Raw genomic sequence first — 21959 nt, forward strand, 5'->3', positions numbered from 1 at the left:
CTCCTCCTCACCACCGGCGCTCAAGACGCTTACGAAGCCAGATGGCCAATGCATTCATTCCAATCAGGAAAGTCAGCAGCACCATGATGGCTGCTGACGCTCGTTCGATAAAGGCAAGCTCCGGGCTGCCGGCCCACAGGAACACCTGTACAGGCAATACCGTGGCGGAATCGAAGAAACCATCGGGCACATCCACGATAAAGGCCACCATGCCAATCAACAGCAAGGGTGCAGTCTCTCCCAGGGCCTGGGCCATGCCGATGATGGAACCGGTCAGCATGCCAGGCATGGCCAGCGGCAGCACATGGTGCAACACCACCTGCATCTTGGAGGCACCGATGCCCTCGGCCGCCTCACGGATGGAAGGCGGCACACTCTTGATCGCCGCACGGCTGGAAATAATGATAGTGGGCAGGGTCATCAGGGTCAGTACCAGACCACCCACCACTGGCACCGAACGGGGCATGCCGAACAGGTTGATGAACACGGCCAGACCCAGCAGACCGAAGATGATCGAGGGTACCGCCGCCAGGTTGTTGATGTTGACCTCAATGAAGTCGGTCAGTTTGTTCTGGGGCGCGAACTCCTCCAGATAGATGGCCGCAGCCACCCCGATCGGGAACGACAGCGCCAGAGTCACAACCATGGTCAGCAAAGAGCCAACAATCGCCCCGAGAATGCCGGCACGGGACGGATCCCGGGAATCGCCCCGGCTGAAAAACACGTCATTGAAACCGGTATCCACCACGCCGCGCTCGTACAATGTATCTACCCACGCCTGCTGCTTCTCGTTCAGCTTGATGGAGTAGTTCTCATCCCCGGCATGTTTGACGTACACATCCACATCGGTATGGGACAGGAAGGTCATGGTCTGGGTGGTATTAAGCAACTCCGGGTTTTCCCGAAGCGCATCCCGCAGCTGATTGGAGGCATAGGGGTTGATCAGATCTCGGACATCGTCCCTGTCCGACTCCCCGGCTTCCGGGATTTCTTTCATCAAGGCGCGGATCAAGGGCTCGACAAAGTCGGCCATTTTCATCTGGCGTTCGTCGGACGCGTCGTCCAGATACATGGCCTCACCGTCGATATCCACCTCCAGGGTAACGGTGGTTTTGATAAAGGCGGTATGGCCCTTGCCAATAATATCGGCAAACAGGATCACCAGAGCCGACAGGGCAATGGCGATGGCAGCGATACCATAGGCACGGAAGCGGCGCTCCTTGCGGTAACGGCGCTTGAGTGACTGGCGGACAAGTTCCGCCTGTGAACGTTGATCAGTCATACTGTTCCCGATATTTGCGGACAATTTTCAGAGCAATAACGTTAAGCAGGAGCGTGGCCAGGAACAGCATCGCACCCAGGGCGAAGGCGGCCAGAGTTTTGGCGCTGTCGAACTCCTGGTCACCGGTCAGCAGGGTGACAATCTGCACGGTTACGGTGGTCACCGATTCCAGCGGGTTAGCGGTCAGATTCGCCGCCAGGCCTGCAGCCATCACCACAATCATCGTTTCACCAATGGCCCGGGATACCGCCAGCAGTATCCCGCCCATGATCCCGGGCAACGCCGCAGGAAAGATAACCTTTTTCATGGTCTCGGACTGGGTGGCGCCGAGTGCCAGCGAACCATCCCGGAGTGTTTGCGGCACGGCGTTGATAACGTCGTCGGAAAGAGAGGAAACGAAAGGAATAATCATGATGCCCATCACCCCACCGGCTGCCAGGGCACTTTGGGAAGACGCATTGATACCCAGGGAAGCGGCAAAATCACTGATAAACGGCGCCACCGTCAGGGCGGCAAAGAAGCCGTAAACCACAGTCGGAATACCCGCCAGCATTTCCAGCAGCGGCTTGAAAATACCCCGTACCCGCTTGTTGGCATACTCAGACAGATAGATGGCCGATAAAAGCCCTACCGGTACCGCAACCACCATGGCAATGGCAGAGATCAGGAGCGTGCCTGTAAACAGGGGCACCATCCCGAAGGCGCCCTCGGCTGCCACCTGATCGGCGCGCAACGCCGTCTGGGGGCTCCATTGGGTGCCGAAGAAAAACTCAAAGAAGGAAATCTTCTGGAAGAAACGGAAGGTTTCAAAGGCAACCGAAAAGACAATGCCAACCGTGGTGAGGATCGCCAGCGCAGCGCACGCGAAAAAGATCCATTTCAGGGTGGTTTCAACCTGGCTCCGGGCATTCAGCTTCGGGCTGATCCGGATCCAGCCCAGAAAGCCGGCCAGCACCGCAACGGCAACAACCAGAACCGACATGTAGAGCCGACTTTGAGCACGCAACGCCTGCAACCGCTCGGCTGCCTCGGCAATCGGAGCCTCGACAAAGCCCGGAGGCAGGGCGCCACTGGCCACGTTGCTGATTTTGCTGAGCAGCAGACTGGCTTGCCCTGCCCCTTCCGGCACCAGGTCTGGTGGCAGGGAGCCGATCACCAGCAACTGAATGACTTTACCCTGAAATGCCGCCCACAGTGCCAGCACAATCAATGCCGGAATGCCGCACCAGAGCGCAGCACGGGCACCGTAATAGAACGGCAGGGATTTGAGATGCCGGATACCACCCATCGGCATGGCCAATGAGCGGGAGCGGGCATATCCAAGACCATAAGCCACCACCACGAAGGCAATGACCAATAGCATGAGGTTAGCCGGTTGCATGAAAATTCCTGTTTGACACGTTTAGCAGGTCACAAGTGTAAAGCGTAAAAAACCAATTCGCACTTTCAACTATTTTACGTGCGAAAGGGTGCGGCCCTTCAGAGCCGCACCCTTTCGCTCACTACTCGCGGTAGTCCGCGCTTACATCAGCTCGTCTTTGGTCAGGTTAGGCATCTTTTCAGCCTTCTCCTGCAGATCCATCAGCGCATCGCGCGGCGGAACGATCAGACCAACGCTTTTCAGGTAGCCATTCGGGCCCATGGCGCCCATGCCGGTAAACTCCTGAGCGTACTCCTGGATGCCAGGAACAACACCAACGTGGGCTTTTTTCACGTAGAAGAACAGTGAACGGGCAACCGGGTACTCATCGGCAGCGATACCTTCGGCAGTTGGCACCTTCCCGTTCAGGGTAGCAGCCTGCAGACGATCAGCATTCTCTTCCAGGAAGCTGTAACCGAAGACGCCGTACATGCCGGTATCACCAATCAGCTTCTGGACGATCAGGTTGTCATTCTCACCCGCTTCGATGAAAGCGCCGTCTTCGCGAATGCTCTGACACACACCTTCCATGTCATCTTCACTCATGTTGGCAACTGCAGGCAGGTCTTCACAGCCGCCCTGCAGAGCCAGCTCGTTGAAGGAGTCACGGGTACCGGAAGTCGGAGGCGGCCCCATCACACGGATCGGCTTGTTCGGCAGGCTGGAATCGATGTCGCTCCAGTTCTTGTACGGGTTGGCGATCAGCTCATTCTCGTTTTTCGGGTTGGGTACTTCTTTACCCAGCGCCAGGAACAGCTGCTCCAGAGTTACTTCAAGATTTTCGGCTTCTTTGGAGCTGGCGATCACGATGCCGTCAGAACCAATGCGGAACTCGGTGATGTCCTTCACGCCATTGCTCTGGCACAGATCAAACTCGGACGGCTTCATACGACGAGAAGCGTTGGTGATGTCCGGGTGCTGGGTGCCTACGCCCTGACAGAACAGCTTCAGGCCGCCACCGGAACCAGTGGATTCCAGCTTGGGTGTCGGGAAATCGGTGTTGGCACCAAAACGCTCGGCTACCACAGTAGCGAACGGATACACGGTGGAAGAGCCCACGATGCTGATGGTGTCACGGGCCATGGCCGGTGCAGACAGGGCGGCAACAGAGCCGGCCAGCGCAACGGTTGCAAGTGCTTTGTTCAGTTTCATCACGTCGAGTCTCCATTATTTACTTTGGACGTTGTGTCGGATCTGCTTTACCGATGAATGCATCCTAGGGGCACTCTGTGACAACTTTGTTACAGCTTTTGAAATATAGCTGTCATTGTTCAAATTTTCTTGCAGCCCCGCGCCAGCCCGTTACCATGCACAGAAAACAACTCACAAGCTGTACAGGCGATCCTGATGACTGCGTACGATGATGACAAACCGGCCCCCCGGGGCGAGATGATGCTGCAGGTGGTGCCACTGCCGTCAGACACCAATGCCAACGGCGATGTCTTCGCCGGCTGGCTGGTCAAACAGATGGATATTGCGGCAGCGACCATGGCTGGTCGCATTTCCCAGGGCCGTAATGCCACCGTCGCGATGGACAGAATGGAGTTTCTGTCACCCTTGCGTGTGGGCTCCCAGGTGGGCTGCTACTGTGAATTGGTGGACATCGGCCGCAGCTCCATGAAAATCAACGTGGAAGTCTGGACACTGGACCGCGCCTCCAAGACACCCCGCAAGGTGACTGAAGGGCTGTTTGTGTACGTGGCGATTGATGAGCATGGGCGCATCCGGGAAGTCCCGGAGCAGAACCACTAAGCCCGCGCCATCAACTGCTGAACCAGCGCCTGGTACTTAGGGGCCAGTTCTGACGCCCGCCAGCCTTGTGGCGGGTTCGGCTCGGGAGGTTGCTTTAACAGCCGTGCCAGCTGTTCAGCCGCCGCCAGGGCTTCGCCGCCGGGGTCAGAGTCCAGGCTCCGGTATCGGCAGTCTGCCGGCACATATTCCCGGTAGGCCAGCCGGTCCGGTGCCAGCGGCAAGCACCCGGATGCCATCGCCTCCAGCATCGCCAGGCCCTGGAAATCGTGCAGTGCCGTCGACACCACAATATCGGCACTGCGCAACAGCCGATCGTAATCTTGCCGGTGTTCCAGAAAGCCCCAGTGTTCAATGCGGCGGGCAAATTGCTGGTAAATCCGGTCAAAGGCTTGCGGGCGGCTGCGAAAGCCTTCACCCACCACACTGATGCGATAGTCCAGCTTGCGCTGCTCCAGCTGTTCCAGCAGGCCGAACAACCGGTCGGGCCCCTTGTCGTATTCCCAGCGATGATTCCATAACAGATGCGGCCGTTCCCGGTTCACGGACCGTGGCTGCTCGATAAACAAGCGGTCTTCAATCGGCACCGGCAGCACCGAAGACCTTTCCCTGAGCGTTTCTATCACCCCGCAAGGCACCGCATCCGGCATCTTGTTGAGAAAGCCCTCGACGCCCTGCAGAAAGCTGTCCCGGTTCCAGGCACTGTTAAAGACCACCGCATCGGCGGCCAGAGCGCTGTAGAGATTGACCATCTGCGGCTCCACCCGGCTCCGCTGCTGATCGCTGACCGGAAAGGCAAACTGGTTCTCATGCATATAAAGCAGACAGGGGGTGTTCGCGATTCGAGGGTGCAGCCCGCGCAAGGTGGCCAGATCAACCATGGAAGTGGCAATGACCAGGTCCCAGGATTCTTCAAGGCCGGGCTGATCCAGCCAGCTCACCGGATTACCTCGAATCCGCCACTGGAAGAACCTGGGCGGAAGCGCCAGCGTCTGCCAATGATAGTCAGGCAGCATGGCGACCAGTTGCTCGCGCCAGCGCTGATGACTGGCAGCATCATAAGCGGACAATAACAGAATGCGTTGGGTCATGACGGTCCAAAGCAGGAGGTCGAAGTAATCGGCAAGTATATCAGGCCTCGGACTTCCCCCGGCTCAGGGACCACAGGCCGAACACCGGTCCCGGCAAAAGCAGCAACGCTACCCACCCCCCCCAGGCATTCCAGAGCCCACTGGTGAGCCAGATGGCCGGCAGGGTCAGGCCAAAGCCGACCGCGTTCATGACCGCCAGAGATGAGCCAACGGTTTCTTTCGGGGCCGTGACTGCAGCCAGCGCGGAGAATTGCGGGGAATCGGCCACCACAGCGACGCCCCAAACCAGTAGAACCGCCAGCAACAACTCCGGTGGCAGCCCGTTCATCCAGGGATAGAGCAGGCACAATGCCCCGGACACCATCAACGCCCGCCGGGCAACCCACTCACTGCCCCGAGTCCGACTGATCCGGCCGCCGCCAATACATCCAGCCGCACCCATACCGATCACCGCAAACGACAACCAGGGGATCAAGGCATCACCCTGTCCCAGCCGCTGCAGTTCTCGCCCGATCAACAGCGGCACCAGCGTCCAGAAGGCGTAAAGCTCCCACATGTGGCCAAAATAACCGCCCGCCACGGCCCGGAACCGGGGCAGGCGTAAAGCCGACAAGCCCTGTCTCAGGGGAAGCCGCCCGCTGGCTTTGGGCAGGTGCGGCCCGTCACCCAGCAGAAACACCAACAGCCCGCCCATTAGCGCCAGACAGGACGATGCAAACAGTGGCCACTCCCAGGGCATACCTGCTGTTGCCCCTCGCATCAGATGTGGCAAAGCGGTGCCCAGGGTCAGCATACCCACCAGCCAGGCCAGGGCGGCGCCGGCATATTTGGGTGTCCAGGCAATCACCAGTTTCATACCCAGGGGGTAGATTCCGGCCAGACACAGGCCGGTAGCGAACCGGAACAGGCTGTCCAGCGGAAACACCCCGGCCACAACTACAAAGCCGGCGTTCGCCAGTGCGCCCATCAGGCTCGAAATAAGGAAGATGCGGCTGGCGCCGAAGCGATCCGCCAGGCCGGTCACCGCCAGAGCAAGCGTACCGGCAATAAAACCCGCCTGAACCGACAGCGTAAGCCGGCCCAGATCCGATTCCGCTAACCCGAGTTCGGCGGACAGGGATAGCCAGACCCCGTTGATACTGAACCAGAGGGAGGTGCCGAACAATTGTGCTAGCACAATGACTGGCAAAGGATAACGTTGCAGTAGGCTGGTCATATTATTGTCTTTGTGGTTACCGGAAAGCCAAGCCTAGCTCGAAACCCGACTGAGACCCCATGCGACTTTGGTGCCCGGTCACGGTTTGGTTAAACGATCCAGCCGCAGGCGCTCCCGGTCATCGAACAGACGCCGGCCGCCCCAGCTGACTGCCATGACCGCGCCAAAACCGGTACCGACGGTAATGATCAGCATCACCAGAATCTGGTATTTGACCGCCACCCCGGGCGGGCTGCCCGCCAGTATCTGGCCGGTCATCATGCCGGGCAGGCTGACAATGCCGGCTGCTGCCATGGCGTTAATGGAGGGCATCATGCCACTGCGCATGGCTTCCCGACGGATGTCTTCCAGTGCCTGTTGCCAGGTCTGGCCCAGCATCAGCCGGTTCTCGATTACCGCCCGCTGGCGCCAGACCGAATCATTCAGACGATCCAGAGCCAGGCTGACCCCGGTCATGGTGTTGCCCAGCATCATACCCAGCAAAGGAATCGCATACTGAGGGGTATACCAGGGCTCCGGACCAATCACCACCGCCAGTGCCAGCACGGTCACGGTAAATGACGACACGAACATCGCGCCGGTGCCGATCCCGAACGCCCACCCGCCTTTCAGGCGTCGGCCCTGGCGCGCCACCACTTCCCGGCCAGCCACCAGCAACATGACCGCCGCCAGCAGCGCAATCCAGTAGAAGGCGGAAGAGGCAAACAGGGCTTCCAATACCAGGCCAATCAAAGCCAGCTGAATAACCGTTCGTATGGCCGCCACCAACAGGCTACGGGTAATGCCCAGACGCCCCAAATAGGCTGTCGCTGCCAAAGCCAGTACCAGCAAGGCCGCCAGGCCCAGCTTCCACCAGGCCAGGTCAATCACTTCCATGGACAGGCTCCAGTGCGGATCCACGAATCCGGTAGTGAACGTTGGCTACCCGATGAATCTGGGCGGAATCATGGGCGACCCACAGAGTGGCGATCTGCCGCTGTTCAATTTCCTGCAACAGCCAGCGTTCGATCGCCTCTGTCGATTCGTTATCCAGATTGGCGGTCGGTTCATCCAGCAGCAGCGCATCTGGTTCCTGAATCAAGGCCCGCCATAACGCGAGTCTTTGCCGCTCACCGGAGGACAACCGGCTGACTGACCAGTCCATCACCTCGGCAGGGAAGCCCAGAGCGGCAGGCAAACGCTCACCAGCCCCCTCGGGAAAGTGGGCGCTTACATCATCAAACCACCACTGGCTTTCCGCCGGCACCATCACCACCTGGCGCCTCCACTGATGTGCCGGTACGCTCTGTTGATTGAGGTTATCCAGAGAAATCTGACCGCCGTGGGGCTCCAGATCGGCCACCGCGCGCAGTAACCGGCTCTTGCCACTGCCAGAGGCACCGGACAGGCACACTACCTGTCCGCCGGGAACGGTCAGCGTTACTTCACTCAGCGCGCCAACGCTGACCCCTTGCAACAACAGCCCGGTCAAAGCCAAGTCACCAGGGCAGTTCCTCACCATTGCTGTGCCAGAACGACCCGGTGTTCTCCAGAGTCAGATTGGCAATGCGCTCGGCCAGCCCCCTGGCAGACTCCTCCGGCGTGATCAGCCCGCCAAAGTTCACCATTCGCGTTTTCACATAACCGGGGTGCAGCTGCGCCACGGCAATGCCCCTGGGTTTGAGATCCACCGCCAGGGATTTTCCGAAAGCGTTCAGCGCAGCCTTCGAGGCCCGATAGCCATAACGGCCGCCGGAGTCGTTGTCGGCGATAGAGCCCATCCGGCTGGTTATATTGGCAATCTTGCTGCCCTGCCCCATCAGAGGCGCCAGGGCTTCGGCCACGCGCAGTGGCGCGTAGGCGTTGATTTCCATCTGGGTGCGAATGGAGTCGAAGTCGATACCGCCCAGCTGCTCGTCCTGAAGCAGCCCCGCGTTGTTAATCAGCAAGCTGATACGCTTGCCCGCCAGACTGGATTTCAGCTTATCGATGCCGGCATCGGTGGTGACATCCACACCGTCGACCACCTGAGCTGCCACACCGGCCAGCTCGTCGGAAGACTGCCGGCATACGCCAATGACTTCGCAGCCTTCAGCGGCGTAGTGCCGGGCCAGCTCCAGGCCGATGCCACGATTGGCACCGGTGATGAGCACTACATTGGAATCAGACATAGCCTTTCTCTCCTATTGGTTTCTCCGCTCGTTCCGGCAACCATACTGACAACGCTGCCGCTGTGGCTACCAGGGCAGCGGAAATCCACAAACAGGCTTCCAGCCCGTAGGCCTGGTACACCCAGCCAGAGAGAATGGTGCCCAGCAGCCGGCCGGCGGCGTTAGACATATAATAGAACCCCACATCCAGCGATACGCCGTCACCCCGGGCGTAGCTGACAATCAGGTAGCTGTGCAGCGAGGAGTTGATGGCAAACAGCACCCCGAACAGCAGCAAACCGCCAATCACCACCACCTGTGCCGACCAACCGGCCAACAGAGCCCCGGCAATGGCGGCAGGAACCAACGCCAGCACTGCCGCCCAGATCACGGCACCGGACTTACCGTTGGCGTGGCCGGTGATTCTGGGCGCAAGGGTCTGGATAAAACCGTAACCGATAATCCAGCTGGCCATAAAGCCGCCAACTTTCCAGTGGTCCCAGCCGAACACCGTGGCCATGTACACCGGCAACGCCACTACAAACCACACGTCCCGGGCGCCGAACAGAAACATCCGGGCCGCCGACAACACGTTGATGGCCCGGCTCTTGGACAGGATCTCGCTGAACTTGGGTTTGGCCTTGCTCTTGCCCAGGTCCTGACCCAGCAGGAACAGACTGGCCAGCCACACCAGCCCCAGCGCTACCGCCATGAGGATTACCGCACCGGTAAACCCGGCGGCCATCAGCAACACGCCGCCCAGAAAGAATCCCACCCCTTTCAGGGTGTTCTTGGAGCCGGTGAGAATCGCCACCCACTTGTACAGGGTGCCCTGTTGCTCATCCGGTACCAGCAGCTTGATACCGCTCTTGGCCGACATCTTGTTGAGGTCTTTGGCAATACCCGACAACGCCTGTGCCGCCATCACCCAGGGCACCGTGAGCATGGCGGCCGGCACCGCCAGCATGGCCAATGCAACAATCTGCAGGAACAACCCGATGTTCATGGTGCGGTTCAGGCCCATACGGGCCCCCAGATAGCCGCCCACCAGGTTGGTCACCACCCCGAAAAACTCGTAGAAGATGAACAACAGGGCGATTTCCAGCGGCGAGTAGCCCAGCTGGTGGAAGTGCAGCACCACCAGCATCCGCAGGGCGCCATCGGTCAGGGTGAAGGCCCAGTAGTTACCGGTGATCACCAGGTACTGGCGGATGGACGCGCTCATATCAGGCCAGCCCTACCTTGCGGGCCAGTTCCACGGTGCGGTTGGCGTAGCCCCATTCGTTGTCGTACCAGGCATAGATTTTCACATGGGTGCCATTGACCACCAGGGTGGACAGGGCATCGACGATGGACGAACGGGGGTCGGTCTTGTAGTCAATGGACACCAGCGGGCGTTCTTCGTAGCCCAGAATGTCTTTCAGCTCGCCCTCGGCGGCCTCTTTCAACAGCTGGTTGACCGTATCCCGGTCCGTCGGTGTCTCCACTTCAAACACGCAGTCGGTCAGCGACGCGTTGATCAGCGGAATCCGCACCGCATGGCCATCCAGCCTGCCTTTCAGCTCCGGGAAGATCTCGATGATCGCGGTGGCGGAACCGGTGCTGGTGGGAATCAGCGAGCTGCCACAGGCCCGGGCCCGGCGCAGGTCCTTGTGGGGCGCGTCGATGATGGTCTGGGTGTTGGTCAGGCTGTGGATGGTGGTCAGGGAGCCGTGTTTGATACCGAGCTTCTCGTGGATCACCTTCACCACCGGCGCGAGGCAGTTGGTGGTGCAGGAAGCCGCGGTAATGATGCGGTCATTGGCCGGGTCGAAAATGCCCTCGTTCACGCCCATGACAATGTTCTTCGCACCCGGCTCTTTCACCGGGGCGGTGACCACCACCCGTTTGACACCCTGGTCCAGGTAACCCTGCAGCACAGCCACCTTCCTGTTCACACCGCTGGCTTCGATCACCAGGTCGCAGCCGGACCAGTCGGTCTCGGCAATGGCTTTGTTGTGGGTTACCCGGATGCGCTGGCCGTCAATCAGCATATCGTCACCATCGGCCATCGCTTCACGACTCCAGGTGCCGTGTACGCTGTCAAAGTTCAACAGGTGCGCCAGCGTGTGGGTGTCCGCGCCGGGATCGTTGATGGCGACGAATTCGAACTCTGGCCAGCCCCAGGCCGCCCGCAGCGCCAGCCGGCCAATGCGACCAAACCCGTTAATGCCTACTTTGATCTTGCTCATGATGTTCTCCTTGCGACCTTCGCGATCCGCATGTGCGATAAAGGATCAGGGGCACTGCACCGCCGGGCGATCCGCCATGGCCTGCAATCTGGCCAGCGGCTGCTTAATCAGTGCCGGGTTGTTAACGGCAGTTTCCTCCAGCACCCGCACCATCCAGTCTGGCAGGTGCGGACTAAGGTAATAATAGACCCATTGGCCCCGGCGCTCTGTTTCCAGCAAGCCAGCTTCACGCAGAGATGCCAGGTGGCGGCTGACTTTTGGCTGAGGCGCCTCAAACGCCGCCATCAATTCGCACACGCACAACTCACCCTGACGGTGGATCAACAGCGTGGCCGCAAGCCGGAGTTCATCTCCCAGGGCCTTGAACAGGGTCATCGGATTGTAATGGGCTTGACCTTTCATATTTACCGACCAATATATACGCTTATTCGAATATGCAGTTTTTCGCATATTAGTGTGACACAGTGATGACGTAAAGGATCGACGATCAACATGCCAACCGCGGATCTTCCCAACATCAAAGCTGAGCTGTTCAATGCTCCCACGGCATCGAAGGTATTCGAGGCCCCGGCCTCCGAGCATCCAGCCCGGATTCTATTGCTATACGGCTCCCTGCGCGAACACTCGTTCAGCCGCCTGGCGGTGGAAGAATCCGCCCGCCTGCTGGAAGCCATGGGCGCGGAAACCCGTATTTTTAACCCCCGCGGCCTGCCCCTGGCCGATGCCGAAGACGCCAGCCATCCCAAGGTTCAGGAACTGCGGGAACTGGTGCAGTGGAGTGAAGGCATGGTGTGGTGCTCCCCGGAACGCCACGGCGCCATGACCGGCATCATGAAAACCCAGATCGACTGGATACCGCTGTCCCTGGGTGCGGTTCGGCCGACACAGGGCAAAACCCTGGCAGTGATGCAGGTATGTGGTGGCTCCCAGTCATTCAACGCCGTTAATCAGCTGCGGGTGCTGGGCCGGTGGATGCGCATGGTCACCATTCCGAACCAGTCCTCGGTGCCCAAAGCCTTCATGGAATTTGATGGCAATGATCGCATGAAGCCCTCGCCTTACTATGATCGCATCGTGGATGTCATGGAAGAGCTGGTAAAGTTCACCCTGCTGGTACGGGACCGCAGTGATTACCTCACCGACCGCTACTCCGAACGCAAGGAAAGCGCCGAAGAACTGTCGAAGCGTGTGAACCAACGTTCCATTTAAGGATATGCCATGAGCAGCAAAAGCGATGTGAACACGGTTGAAACCACTGACGGCGGCCTGGACCTGTTCGGGCGTTACCTGTCCGTGTGGGTGGCACTGGCCATTGTGGCCGGTGTAGCCCTCGGGCAGCTTGCCCCCTCGATTCCCGAGACCCTGTCCCGCTTTGAATACGCCCAGGTGTCCATCCCTATCGCCATCCTGATCTGGGCGATGATTTTCCCGATGATGGCGCAGATCGATTTCAGCGCCGTGGTCGGGGTGCGAAAAGAGCCGACGGGCCTCGCCATCACCACTATCGTGAACTGGCTGATCAAACCCTTCACCATGTTCGCCATTGCCTGGTTTTTCCTGATGGTGGTGTTTAAACCCTGGATCGCCCCACAACAGGCCAGCGAATACCTGGCCGGCGCCATTCTACTGGGTGCCGCGCCCTGCACCGCCATGGTATTTGTCTGGAGTTACCTGACCAAAGGCGATGCCGCCTACACCCTGGTGCAGGTATCCCTGAACGACATCATCATGCTGTTCGCCTTTGCGCCCATTGTGGTCTTCCTCCTGGGGATTTCCGACATCCAGGTGCCCTGGGATACGGTGATTCTGTCGGTGGTCTTATACATCGTGATTCCCCTCACCGCCGGCTACCTGACCCGCCGGACCCTGATCGCACGCCACGGCGAACAGTGGTACGACAACGTATTTATGAAACGCCTCAGCCCCGTGACGCCTGCCGCGCTGATCGTCACCCTGGTCTTGCTGTTCGCCTTCCAGGGTGAAGTCATTCTGCAAAATCCGTTGCACATACTGCTGATTGCGGTGCCACTGGTTATCCAGACGGTGTTTATCTTCCTGCTCGCCTACGGCTGGGCCAGGCTCTGGAAGGTGCGCCACTGCATCGCCGCCCCAGGGGCCATGATCGGTGCCAGCAACTTTTTTGAGCTGGCGGTGGCGGCGGCCATCGGCCTGTTCGGCCTGAAATCCGGCGCGGCCCTGGCCACGGTGGTGGGCGTACTAGTGGAAGTGCCCTTGATGCTCGCCCTGGTGCGCATCGCCAATAACACCCGGGACAAGTTCCCGGCCTGAACGATAAAGCCGAACAGGCGCGTCGCTATCCGCGCCTGTTCAGCCGACAACCACCCTGCTAATATCGCGCTCGTTTTTTGAGCGTCGAACCCGTTAATCAGCACCACCGACCGGAATTAAAAGAATGGATATTTTCCAGGCCCTTTTCCTTGGCCTCCTCCAGGGACTGACCGAATTCCTGCCCATATCCAGCTCCGCCCACCTGATCCTGACACCGGCCTTCTTTGGCTGGGAAGACCAGGGCGTCGGCTTCGACTTGTCGGTGCACGTGGGCACGCTATTGGCCGTGGTGCTCTACTTCCGCCGGGATGTCTTCGGCATCGCCCGGGACGGCCTGATTTCCATGGGCCAGCGCAAAATCGTCGGCCAGGGCGCCCTGGCCTGGTACCTGGTGATCGGCACCATCCCGGCGGGCCTCGCGGGCCTGGCCCTGCTCGACATGATCGACAACGAACTGCGGGGCGCCTCGGTGATCTTCTTCACCACCCTGGTGTTCGGCATCCTTCTTGGCATCGCCGACTGGCTGCCCAAACGCCAACGCACCATGGATTCCCTGAACTGGAAAGACGCTGTTATCGTTGGCGTCGCCCAGGCCATGGCCCTGGTCCCCGGCACCTCCCGCTCGGGCGTCACCATCACCGCCGGCCTGTTCCTGGGCATGACCCGGGAAACCGCCTCCCGGTTCTCATTCCTGCTGGCGATTCCTATTATCGTGCTGGCGTCGGCGGTAAAGCTGCTGGAAGTGGCCACATCCGACGTAATCGTGGACTGGAATGGTTTCCTGATTGGCGGCGTCACTTCGTTCCTGATGGCCATTACCGCCATCCACTTCTTCCTGAAGTGGCTGAACAAGGTGGGCATGTGGCCGTATGTGATCTACCGGATCATTTTGGCGGGTGTAATCTACGCCGTCTTGATGTGACCGTCTGCAGTTTGAATTGCTGACCTTGGAGTCAGGCAGGTATCGGGGTGTGCCTCCCAAAAACCGCTCCTGGCGGCACATCCCTGTGGCGCTTCTGTTCCGCCATCCCTGGCTCCACACATTTTTGGGAGGCACACCCCGATACCTGCCCCGAACTTCTGAGCTAGCCTTCCAAGAAATCAGGGATCATGGACTATTGCGGATTGCCGAAACGTCAGAGCATGGCGGTGGGAACGTCTTTCCAAAAATTTGTGGAGCCAGGGATGGCGGAACACAAGCGCCCGTGGACGGCTCGAGCGCTTTTTGGAAAGACGTTCCCACCGTCATGCAGCCCCCTTACTCGAAGGCTGCATGACGCTAACTCAACCGTTTAACAGGCCTCCAAAGGCGCATAAGCCAGCACCAGCCACTTGGCGCCCTCATCGAAGTTCACCTGCACGCGGGTGTGATGCCCGGTGCCCTCTGAGTTCATCACGATACCCTCGCCAAACTTGGGATGGCGCACCCGCTGGCCCAGACTGAAACCGGACTGCTGGGCCGAATCCTGGGCAAACAGACTCTCATTCGGTCGCTCCACCATCGCCGGCCGCGTCACCGTATTACGCAACCGCACCTCCTGCAGACAGTCCCCCGGGATCTCCCGCACAAACCGGGACAGTGCGTGAAACTTCTCCTGACCATACAAGCGACGGGATTCCGCGTAAGTAAGTACCAGCTTCTTCATAGCCCGGGTAATGCCCACATAGGCCAGGCGGCGCTCTTCCTCCATGCGCCCGGGCTCCTCCAGCGACATACTGTGCGGGAACAAACCTTCCTCAACACCTGCCAGGAACACCATCGGAAACTCCAACCCCTTGGCCGAATGCAGCGTCATCAACTGCACACTGTCCTCATGAGCATCGGCCTGTGATTCGCCGGCATCCAGCGCCGCCTGGGCAATAAACTCCGCCAGCGGATCTACGCCTTCTTCTACATCATAATCCGCCAGCGCGCTGACCAGTTCCTCCAGGTTCTCCACCCGGGCATGGCCCTTCTCGCCCTTCTCACTGGCGTGATAATCCTTCAGGCCACTGGACTCAATCGCCTGCTTCATCAGCCCCTGCAGGGAAGCGTGACCCGCCATTTCAGACAGCGTGTTGATGATCTCCATAAACTGCTGCAGGCCTGTTTTCGCCCGACCCTTCACCTGGCCTGCGGCCAGTAACCGCTCGGACGATTCCCACAGGGAAATACCCTGGCCGGTGGCGTATTCACGAATTTCCTGCAGGCTCTTGGCACCAATGCCGCGGGTGGGAATATTCACCACCCGCTCAAAGGCGGCATCGTCCCGGTGGTAATGCACCAGGCGCAGGTAAGCCAGCGCGTTTCGGATTTCCTGACGGTCGTAGAACCGCAACCCGCCGTAAACTCGATAAGGAATACCCTGGCGCATCAGGGCTTCTTCGAGCACCCGGGACTGGGCATTGGAACGATAGAGAATGGCGCACTCGCTGCGCAGATTGCCCTCGCTGACCCAGGCCGAGATGGAATCGGCAATATAATTGGCTTCATCCTGCTCGTTGAACGCGGCGTACAGGCTGATCGGCTCACCTTCCACCCCGTCAGTCCAGAGTTCCTTGCCCAAACGCCCCTGGTTGTTGGCAATCACCGAGTTGGCGGCTTTCAGAATGGTCTTGGTGGAGCGGTAGTTCTGCTCCAGCCGCACCAGCCGGGAATTGGGGAAATCCCGCTGGTACTGCTGGATATTCTCGATCTTCGCGCCCCGCCAGCCGTAGATGGACTGGTCGTCATCGCCCACCACCGTCAGCGGCACCCGGTTGCTGGCCAGCACCTGAAGCCAGGCGTATTGAATGGTATTGGTGTCCTGGAACTCGTCCACCAGCATGTGCTGGAAGCGCTGCTGGTAGTGACTCAGCAATTCCGGACGATGCAGCCAGAGTTCGTGGGAACGCAGCAGCAGTTCACCGAAATCCACCAGGCCGCCCTGTTGGCAGAGCTTCTCGTACTGGCGGTAGATCTTCAGCATGGTGTTGGTGAAGTGATCGCCCGGATTCTCCTGAATATGATCCGCCCGCAAGCCCTCGTCTTTCTGGCTGTTGATGAACCACTGGGCCTGTTTCGGCGGCCACTGGCTTTCATCGATGCGGTTTTCCCGCATCACTCGCTTGATCAGCCGCAACTGGTCGTCGCTGTCCAACACCTGGAAGTTTTCCGGCAAGCCGGCGTCTTTCCAGTGGGAACGAAGCAAACGATGGGCAATTCCGTGAAAGGTGCCGATCCACAGACCACGGGTGGGAATCTGCATCATCTGCTCCACGCGATAACGCATTTCCTTGGCGGCCTTGTTGGTGAAAGTCACCGCCAGAATGGACGTGGGCGGCACCCGGTCAACCGACATCAACCATGCCATCCGGTGCACCAGCACGCGGGTTTTGCCACTGCCGGCACCGGCCAGCACCAGCAAATGGTCGTTCTGCGCCGTCACCGCTTCGCGCTGGGCGTCGTTCAGGGAATCAATAATATGAGAGACATCCATGGAGCAAGGCTTCATTACTGGTTAAATTTACAGCCCAGTATACCAGCCAAGAGCCCGGCTGCCTCCCCTGGCACAAACTACCCCCTCAAGAGTATATACAGGCCAATTCAAGGCTCTAGGCTTAAAGAGACAGCCAGTGTGGCCGATACAGCACTTAACACACTGACACATTAATTCTGTGTCATGCGTTCAAAAAACAACCTACACTCGCGCCGTTCAGAGTTGTGGGCCACGCATACAGGGATTTCATACATGCTTTCATCTCTCAAAATCTCACACAAACTCGCGCTGCTGGTGATTGTAGCCGTGGTGGCTTTCGTAGTGAGCCAGGCCTTTTCCATCATCACGGAACGAAACAACTCGGAACGACTGGGTGAGGTGCGCAACCAGCTCTATCCGTCCCTGGAACTCTCCACCATCAACCGGGGTCTGCTGCAACTCATCGAAAACCAGATCAACAGCGCCGTGACCACAGGCGACGATCAGCAGATCGCGGCTACCCGATAGCAACTCGCCGAGATCATCGAGAATCTTGACCGCATTGCCCAGCTTAACCCGAGCCAGCAGAGCGACGTAAAAGCGCTGAAATCCGAACTGAACGGCTACTACAGCACCGCCACTCGCATCGCCACCGCGATTATCGAGGGCACCGCCGATTTCAGTCGCATAGGCCAGGAAGCATCCGCCAACGCCGAGCGCCTGGCGGGCCTGCGCTCGGATCTCGACCAGATGCGTAATGCCATGGAGAGCCGCCTGACCCAGGCCATCGACGACACCACGGCGGCCAGCAGCGAAGCCGCCACCGTCTCCGTGACAATTGTGGTGGTCGCCCTGGTTGTCCTGATTGCACTGAGCCTGATTATCGGTCGATCGGTCTCCGGCAGCCTGCAGCAAATCATCAGTTCCCTGCGGAACATGGCTTCTGGCGAAGGCGATTTGACCTCCCGCATCGAGTACACCGGCAAGGATGAACTCCGGGATCTGGTGGACCAGTTCAACCGCTTTGTTGAAAAACTGCATAAATCCTTTGCCACCATCCAGCAGGACATCGGTGAGCTTAACGGCGTCGCCACGCATCTGGGCAGCACCAGCCGCACCAATCTTGAACGCATCAGCCAGCAGGCCCAGGCCATCTCCTCCACCCGCAATTCCGTGGAAGAGCTGGTAAAAAGCGTTGAGGAAGTGGCGGGCTTTGCCTCCAGCGCCTCCGACCAGACCCAGGACGCATCCAAGTTTGCGACCACCGGGCAACAGAAGGTCGAGGGCAACATACAGACCATCCAGCGACTGATGGCAGAAATCGAGAACACTGCCAGCCTGGTCAACCAGTTCGACGAGTTCTCCGTGAAGGTGGGCGGTCTGCTGGAAACCATTCAGACCGTGGCCGAGCAGACCAACCTGCTGGCCCTGAATGCCGCCATTGAGGCCGCCCGCGCCGGTGAACACGGCCGTGGCTTTGCCGTGGTCGCAGATGAAGTACGCGGCCTGGCGGTGCGCACCCACAAGGCCACCGAAGAAATCCAGCAGGTGATTTCAGAACTCTCCAAAGCCTCCGGCGCCGCCGTGCATTCCATGCAAGGCAGCGTAGACATGGCCAGGCAGGGCGTGGATGCGACCACCGAGTCTGGCGAGGTCCTGCGCAAGATTCTTGAGAACGTTCAGCAAATCAGCGAGCTGAACGAGCAGATTGCCGCAGCCACCTATGAACAAAGCACCACCTTCAGCGAAGTCACTGGCCATATGGGCGACATGCATCGCAACGCCGAGGCCGTGATGGAAAGCACCGATGAGCTGGATACGGTCAGCCGCAAGATCCAGGACGTCAGTAATGGCTTGCAGAGCGTGGCCGGGCAGTTCCGCGTTTAAGTAAAACCCCAGAAAAAGGAAACTCCTGATGAAAAAACTGTTTACTGCAGCGCCCCTGGCGCTCGCCATTGCCGCGACCCCGGCTCTGGCACAGAGTACCGAGGACACCCTCGAGCGCATGCAGCAGCAGCTGAATGCCATGCAACAACAGCTGAACTCCGCGAAAGACACCGGCATTCGCTTCAACGGCTTTTTCAGCACCGGTTTCGCCCGGGCCAGCAACGATGCCGGTTACGCCGGAATCACCGACGAATCCGAAGTGGCGGATCTGAGCCTGTTCGCCCTGCAGGGCACCTTTGACGTCACACAGAAGAGCCAGATTGTGATGCAACTGGTCGGCCGGGGCGAAGATGACTGGGAACCCCAGGTGGAGTGGGCCTATCTGAGCCACCGCCCCACCAACAACCTGCAGATTCGGGCCGGCAAGATGCGGATTCCGTTCTTCATGTACTCCGACTCCCTGGAAGTCGGCTACGCCCAGCCGTGGGCACGCCCGCCCCAGAGCGTGTATGGCCCGATTGCCGTGACCAGCTATGTTGGTGCGGATGCCAGCTACAACCTGAACTTCGACAACTCCTCGCTGACCGCAACCGGCTTCACCGGCTTTACCGATGAAGATGGCAACTCCGGCGACGTACAGCTGCGCAACATCGCAGGCATGAACCTGACCTGGACCGACTACGTGTGGACCCTGCGTGGTGTGGCGGCGACCGCCGAGGCGGATATTGATGCGACTCGCCTGGCAGCGCAAGCCCCAGCTGGCGCGGACATCAACACTGTGATTGCTGATGGAGACCGAGGCAACTTTTATGGTCTCGGCGCCAGCTATGATGACGGCAGCTGGCAGATCATTGGTGAAGTCACCCGTGTTGAATTGGACGGCAAGTTTACCGATACCGATTCCGCATACCTGTCTGTCGGCCATCGGTTTGGCAGCTGGACGCCCTACGTCGCTGTCGGCTGGGTTGAGAGTAAAGATGATGATGAGCGACTGGGTTTTGTTACAACTTCCGGCGGTACTCCGATAGCCCCCGAATCCATCCTGAACTATCAGCGTGAAGACTTCAGCATCGGCACGCGCTGGGACATTACTCCGGGCGTGGCCATCAAAGCCGATTACACGCATTCCCGTGGTTTCGATAAGGGCACTGGCAACCTGAACCCAAGCTATATTCTGGCTTCCGGCACCAACAGCACCAACGTTTACACCGTTAAAATCGACTCGGCATTCTAAGGAGGCCCCATGAAAAAGCTTAGCCTGTTGTTTGCGGCCAGCTTGCTGGCAAGCCCCCTGGCCCTGGCCGAAGTCGTGGTGATCGGCAACCCGTCCGGCCCGGACAGCATCAGCGCCAACGAAGTACGGGATCTGTATCTGAACCGCAGCAAAGCCCTGCCAAATGGCCAGAGCGCGAAGCCGTTTGAACTCCCGGAAGGCAACGCCACCCGTGCCGAGTTCCACGACAAGGTGACCGGCCGTAACGACGCCCAACTGAAGGCCTTCTGGTCCCAGCAGGTGTTCACCGGTCGTGGTCAACCTCCGGTGGAAGCCGGCAGTGCTTCGGGCATGAAGGCCCAGGTCGCCTCCACACCAGGCGCCATCGGCTACATCGATTCCGCGGATGTGGACGACAGTGTCAAGGTTATCCTGACGCCCTGATCACAGCCGTGCAGAACGCAAAAAGGCGAGCCGAAGCTCGCCTTTTTGCTGTTTGAAGACCGGCTGCCTAGAAACCTCTCGGCACGGTTTGGGCTTCCACGAATTCAAACAGCCCTTCCAGACCACCTTCCCGGCCAATACCCGAGGCTTTCATACCGCCAAACGGCGCCTCCGGTGTCGGCCCGGTGCCGGTGTTCCAGCCCACGTGACCAAACCGCAGGCCGGCAGCCACCCGCTGGGCACGTTCGGCATCGGCGGTGAACACGTACGAGGCCAGGCCAAACTCCGTGTCGTTACCGGCATCAATGACTTCTTCCTCGGTACGGAACAGCGCCATGGGCACCAACGGACCGAAGGTCTCCTCTTGGTAACAGCACATCTCCCGGTCCACGCCCTGCACCACCGTGGGTGGGAAGAACAGGCCATCGCCCAGTTCCGCTGGTTGTTTGCCAGCCACCAGGCTGGCGCCCTTGTCGAGGGCGTCCTGCAGGTGCCGCTTCACCTTGTCGAAACCCTGCTTGTTGATCAGCGGGCCGATGTCGATGCCATCGTTCATGCCGTCGCCGACGGTCATCTTGTTCACACGTTCGGCCAGCTTCTGGCCAAAAGCATCAGCCACCTTCTCGTGCACAAAAATCCGGTTGGCGCAGACACAGGTCTGGCCGCCACCGCGGAATTTGTTGGCAATCAGGTTATCGGCGGCGGCCTCCAGGTCGGCATCGTCAAAGACGATGAACGGGGCATTACCACCCAGCTCCAGTGCCAGCTTCTTAACCTGCTCGGCGGTGTCCACGATCAGTTTGCGGCCCACTTCGGTAGAGCCCGTGAAACTGAGCATGGGTACATCTTTATGTTCACACAGTACCTTGCCGATCACGCTGGCCTTACCCATCACCAGGTTGACCATGCCATCCGGCAGGTCGAGTTTATCCATCACGCTGAAAAAGGCGATCATGGTCAGCGGCGTCTCGCTGGCCGGCTTGATGACCGAGGGGCAACCCGCCGCCAGGGCCGCCGACAACTTCTTGGCGATCATGCCAATGGGAAAGTTCCAGGGCACAATCAGCCCGGTTACGCCCACAGGCCGATAGTGAACCGTCCAGGTGCAATCCTTGGGCTTTTCCGGAATCGTGTGGGAATCAAGAGCGCTGATGTGCTTGGCACAGTAATCGAAGAAACCGGCGGCGTAATCCACCTCGCCCTGGGCTTCCTTCCAGGGCTTGCCATGCTCCATACACAGGATGCGGCCAATCTCTTCGCGGTTTTCTTTCAGGCCGTCACGAATATCCTCCAGCCACTTGCGGCGGGTTTCAATCGGCCAGGGATTGGTGAGCCGGAGCGCTGATTGTCCAGCCTCCACCGCTGCCACAACATCTTCCTCCGGCATCGACGGCACTTTGGCAATCACCGAGCCGGTGGCCGGGTTGTAAACGTCGAACGTGGCACCGCCGGCAGAGTCTTTCCAGCGCCCGCCAATGTAGCCTGTGAGGTTTTCCAGTAGTGGTGACTCGATCATCTCGGCTCCTCTTGCATGACTGGTGACGCCCCGGACCGGGGCGGAGTTCATAAGC

At 59.4% G+C, this 21959-nt stretch carries 21 protein-coding genes; 8 read left to right on the forward strand and 13 right to left on the reverse strand.

What is annotated here, in order from left to right; genetic code table 11:
- Nucleotides 1-7: 7 nt before the first annotated feature.
- The 3 genes from pstA to Q675_RS35895 form a co-directional block, all read right to left on the reverse strand.
- Nucleotides 8-1282 carry a phosphate ABC transporter permease PstA gene (pstA, locus tag Q675_RS35885; RefSeq protein WP_011787034.1) on the reverse strand — a complete coding sequence of 425 codons (1275 nt, stop codon included), beginning with the start codon at nucleotides 1280-1282 and terminating at the stop codon, nucleotides 8-10.
- Complete coding sequence (pstC, locus tag Q675_RS35890) at nucleotides 1275-2663, reverse strand: phosphate ABC transporter permease subunit PstC (protein WP_011787035.1); 1389 nt, start codon at nucleotides 2661-2663, stop codon at nucleotides 1275-1277. Before pstC ends, pstA begins: the two co-directional genes overlap by 8 nt.
- Nucleotides 2664-2804: 141 nt before the next feature.
- Nucleotides 2805-3857 carry a substrate-binding domain-containing protein gene (locus Q675_RS35895; RefSeq protein ID WP_036149910.1) on the reverse strand — a complete coding sequence of 351 codons (1053 nt, stop codon included), beginning with the start codon at nucleotides 3855-3857 and terminating at the stop codon, nucleotides 2805-2807.
- A 192-nt stretch (nucleotides 3858-4049) separates the two neighbouring features.
- Here Q675_RS35895 and Q675_RS35900 point away from each other — a divergent pair, with 192 nt between their 5' ends.
- On the forward strand, nucleotides 4050-4454 hold the full coding sequence (locus tag Q675_RS35900; protein ID WP_011787037.1) for an acyl-CoA thioesterase: 405 nt from the start codon (nucleotides 4050-4052) through the stop codon (nucleotides 4452-4454).
- Here Q675_RS35900 and Q675_RS35905 read toward each other — a convergent pair.
- The 8 genes from Q675_RS35905 to Q675_RS35940 form a co-directional block, all read right to left on the reverse strand.
- Nucleotides 4451-5542: a DUF3524 domain-containing protein gene (locus Q675_RS35905; protein WP_023012083.1), complete on the reverse strand. Its 1092-nt coding sequence runs from the start codon at nucleotides 5540-5542 to the stop codon at nucleotides 4451-4453. The genes Q675_RS35900 and Q675_RS35905 overlap by 4 nt on opposite strands.
- Nucleotides 5543-5582: 40 nt before the next feature.
- Nucleotides 5583-6758, reverse strand: a complete 1176-nt coding sequence (locus Q675_RS35910; protein ID WP_023012084.1) for an MFS transporter — start codon at nucleotides 6756-6758, stop codon at nucleotides 5583-5585.
- A 78-nt stretch (nucleotides 6759-6836) separates the two neighbouring features.
- On the reverse strand, nucleotides 6837-7634 hold the full coding sequence (locus Q675_RS35915; RefSeq protein WP_023012085.1) for an ABC transporter permease: 798 nt from the start codon (nucleotides 7632-7634) through the stop codon (nucleotides 6837-6839).
- A complete protein-coding gene (locus Q675_RS35920) occupies nucleotides 7621-8229 on the reverse strand; it encodes an ATP-binding cassette domain-containing protein (protein ID WP_036193790.1) in 609 nt (202 codons plus the stop codon). The genes Q675_RS35915 and Q675_RS35920 overlap by 14 nt, the downstream gene beginning before the upstream one ends.
- A 7-nt stretch (nucleotides 8230-8236) precedes the next feature.
- On the reverse strand, nucleotides 8237-8908 hold the full coding sequence (locus Q675_RS35925) for an SDR family oxidoreductase (RefSeq protein WP_023012087.1): 672 nt from the start codon (nucleotides 8906-8908) through the stop codon (nucleotides 8237-8239).
- A complete protein-coding gene (arsJ, locus tag Q675_RS35930; protein WP_023012088.1) occupies nucleotides 8901-10112 on the reverse strand; it encodes an organoarsenical effux MFS transporter ArsJ in 1212 nt (403 codons plus the stop codon). The genes Q675_RS35925 and arsJ overlap by 8 nt, the downstream gene beginning before the upstream one ends.
- Before the next feature lies 1 nt (nucleotide 10113).
- Complete coding sequence (locus Q675_RS35935) at nucleotides 10114-11118, reverse strand: ArsJ-associated glyceraldehyde-3-phosphate dehydrogenase (RefSeq protein ID WP_023012089.1); 1005 nt, start codon at nucleotides 11116-11118, stop codon at nucleotides 10114-10116.
- 45 nt (nucleotides 11119-11163) lie between these two features.
- Entirely contained in the window at nucleotides 11164-11520 is a 357-nt protein-coding gene (locus tag Q675_RS35940) for a metalloregulator ArsR/SmtB family transcription factor (RefSeq protein WP_022993220.1), read from the reverse strand.
- Nucleotides 11521-11610: 90 nt separating this feature from the next.
- Here Q675_RS35940 and arsH point away from each other — a divergent pair, with 90 nt between their 5' ends.
- The 3 genes from arsH (at nucleotide 11611) to Q675_RS35955 (ending at nucleotide 14329) form a co-directional block, all read left to right on the forward strand.
- Nucleotides 11611-12327 (forward strand): arsenical resistance protein ArsH, encoded by a 717-nt coding sequence (arsH, locus tag Q675_RS35945; protein WP_023012090.1) that lies wholly within the window; start codon nucleotides 11611-11613, stop codon nucleotides 12325-12327.
- A gap of 9 nt (nucleotides 12328-12336) precedes the next feature.
- The gene (arsB, locus tag Q675_RS35950; RefSeq protein ID WP_023012091.1) at nucleotides 12337-13407 is read left to right on the forward strand and encodes an ACR3 family arsenite efflux transporter; all 1071 of its coding nucleotides are present in this window, start codon (nucleotides 12337-12339) and stop codon (nucleotides 13405-13407) included.
- Nucleotides 13408-13531: 124 nt separating this feature from the next.
- Nucleotides 13532-14329, forward strand: coding sequence for an undecaprenyl-diphosphate phosphatase (locus Q675_RS35955; protein WP_023012092.1), 798 nt, complete (start codon nucleotides 13532-13534; stop codon nucleotides 14327-14329).
- A 370-nt stretch (nucleotides 14330-14699) separates the two neighbouring features.
- Here the strand turns inward: Q675_RS35955 and uvrD are convergent, their stop codons facing one another.
- Complete coding sequence (uvrD, locus tag Q675_RS35960; protein ID WP_023012093.1) at nucleotides 14700-16865, reverse strand: DNA helicase II; 2166 nt, start codon at nucleotides 16863-16865, stop codon at nucleotides 14700-14702.
- Nucleotides 16866-17117: 252 nt separating this feature from the next.
- Here uvrD and Q675_RS38485 point away from each other — a divergent pair, with 252 nt between their 5' ends.
- The 4 genes from Q675_RS38485 to Q675_RS35975 all read left to right on the forward strand — a co-directional run bounded on the left by Q675_RS38485 (nucleotide 17118) and on the right by Q675_RS35975 (nucleotide 20388).
- Nucleotides 17118-17372 (forward strand): hypothetical protein, encoded by a 255-nt coding sequence (locus tag Q675_RS38485; protein WP_023012094.1) that lies wholly within the window; start codon nucleotides 17118-17120, stop codon nucleotides 17370-17372.
- A gap of 222 nt (nucleotides 17373-17594) precedes the next feature.
- Nucleotides 17595-18731 (forward strand): methyl-accepting chemotaxis protein, encoded by a 1137-nt coding sequence (locus Q675_RS35965; RefSeq protein WP_011787051.1) that lies wholly within the window; start codon nucleotides 17595-17597, stop codon nucleotides 18729-18731.
- A 28-nt stretch (nucleotides 18732-18759) separates the two neighbouring features.
- The gene (locus Q675_RS35970) at nucleotides 18760-19965 is read left to right on the forward strand and encodes a hypothetical protein (protein ID WP_023012095.1); all 1206 of its coding nucleotides are present in this window, start codon (nucleotides 18760-18762) and stop codon (nucleotides 19963-19965) included.
- A 9-nt stretch (nucleotides 19966-19974) separates the two neighbouring features.
- Nucleotides 19975-20388 (forward strand): substrate-binding domain-containing protein, encoded by a 414-nt coding sequence (locus Q675_RS35975; protein ID WP_023012096.1) that lies wholly within the window; start codon nucleotides 19975-19977, stop codon nucleotides 20386-20388.
- Between the two features lie 67 nt (nucleotides 20389-20455).
- On the opposite strand, the gene Q675_RS35980 is transcribed toward Q675_RS35975, so the two are convergent.
- Nucleotides 20456-21904 (reverse strand): NAD-dependent succinate-semialdehyde dehydrogenase, encoded by a 1449-nt coding sequence (locus Q675_RS35980; RefSeq protein WP_011787054.1) that lies wholly within the window; start codon nucleotides 21902-21904, stop codon nucleotides 20456-20458.
- Nucleotides 21905-21959 lie beyond the last annotated feature (55 nt).

Source organism: Marinobacter sp. EN3 (genome assembly GCF_000475315.1).
Lineage (GTDB): Bacteria > Pseudomonadota > Gammaproteobacteria > Pseudomonadales > Oleiphilaceae > Marinobacter > Marinobacter nauticus.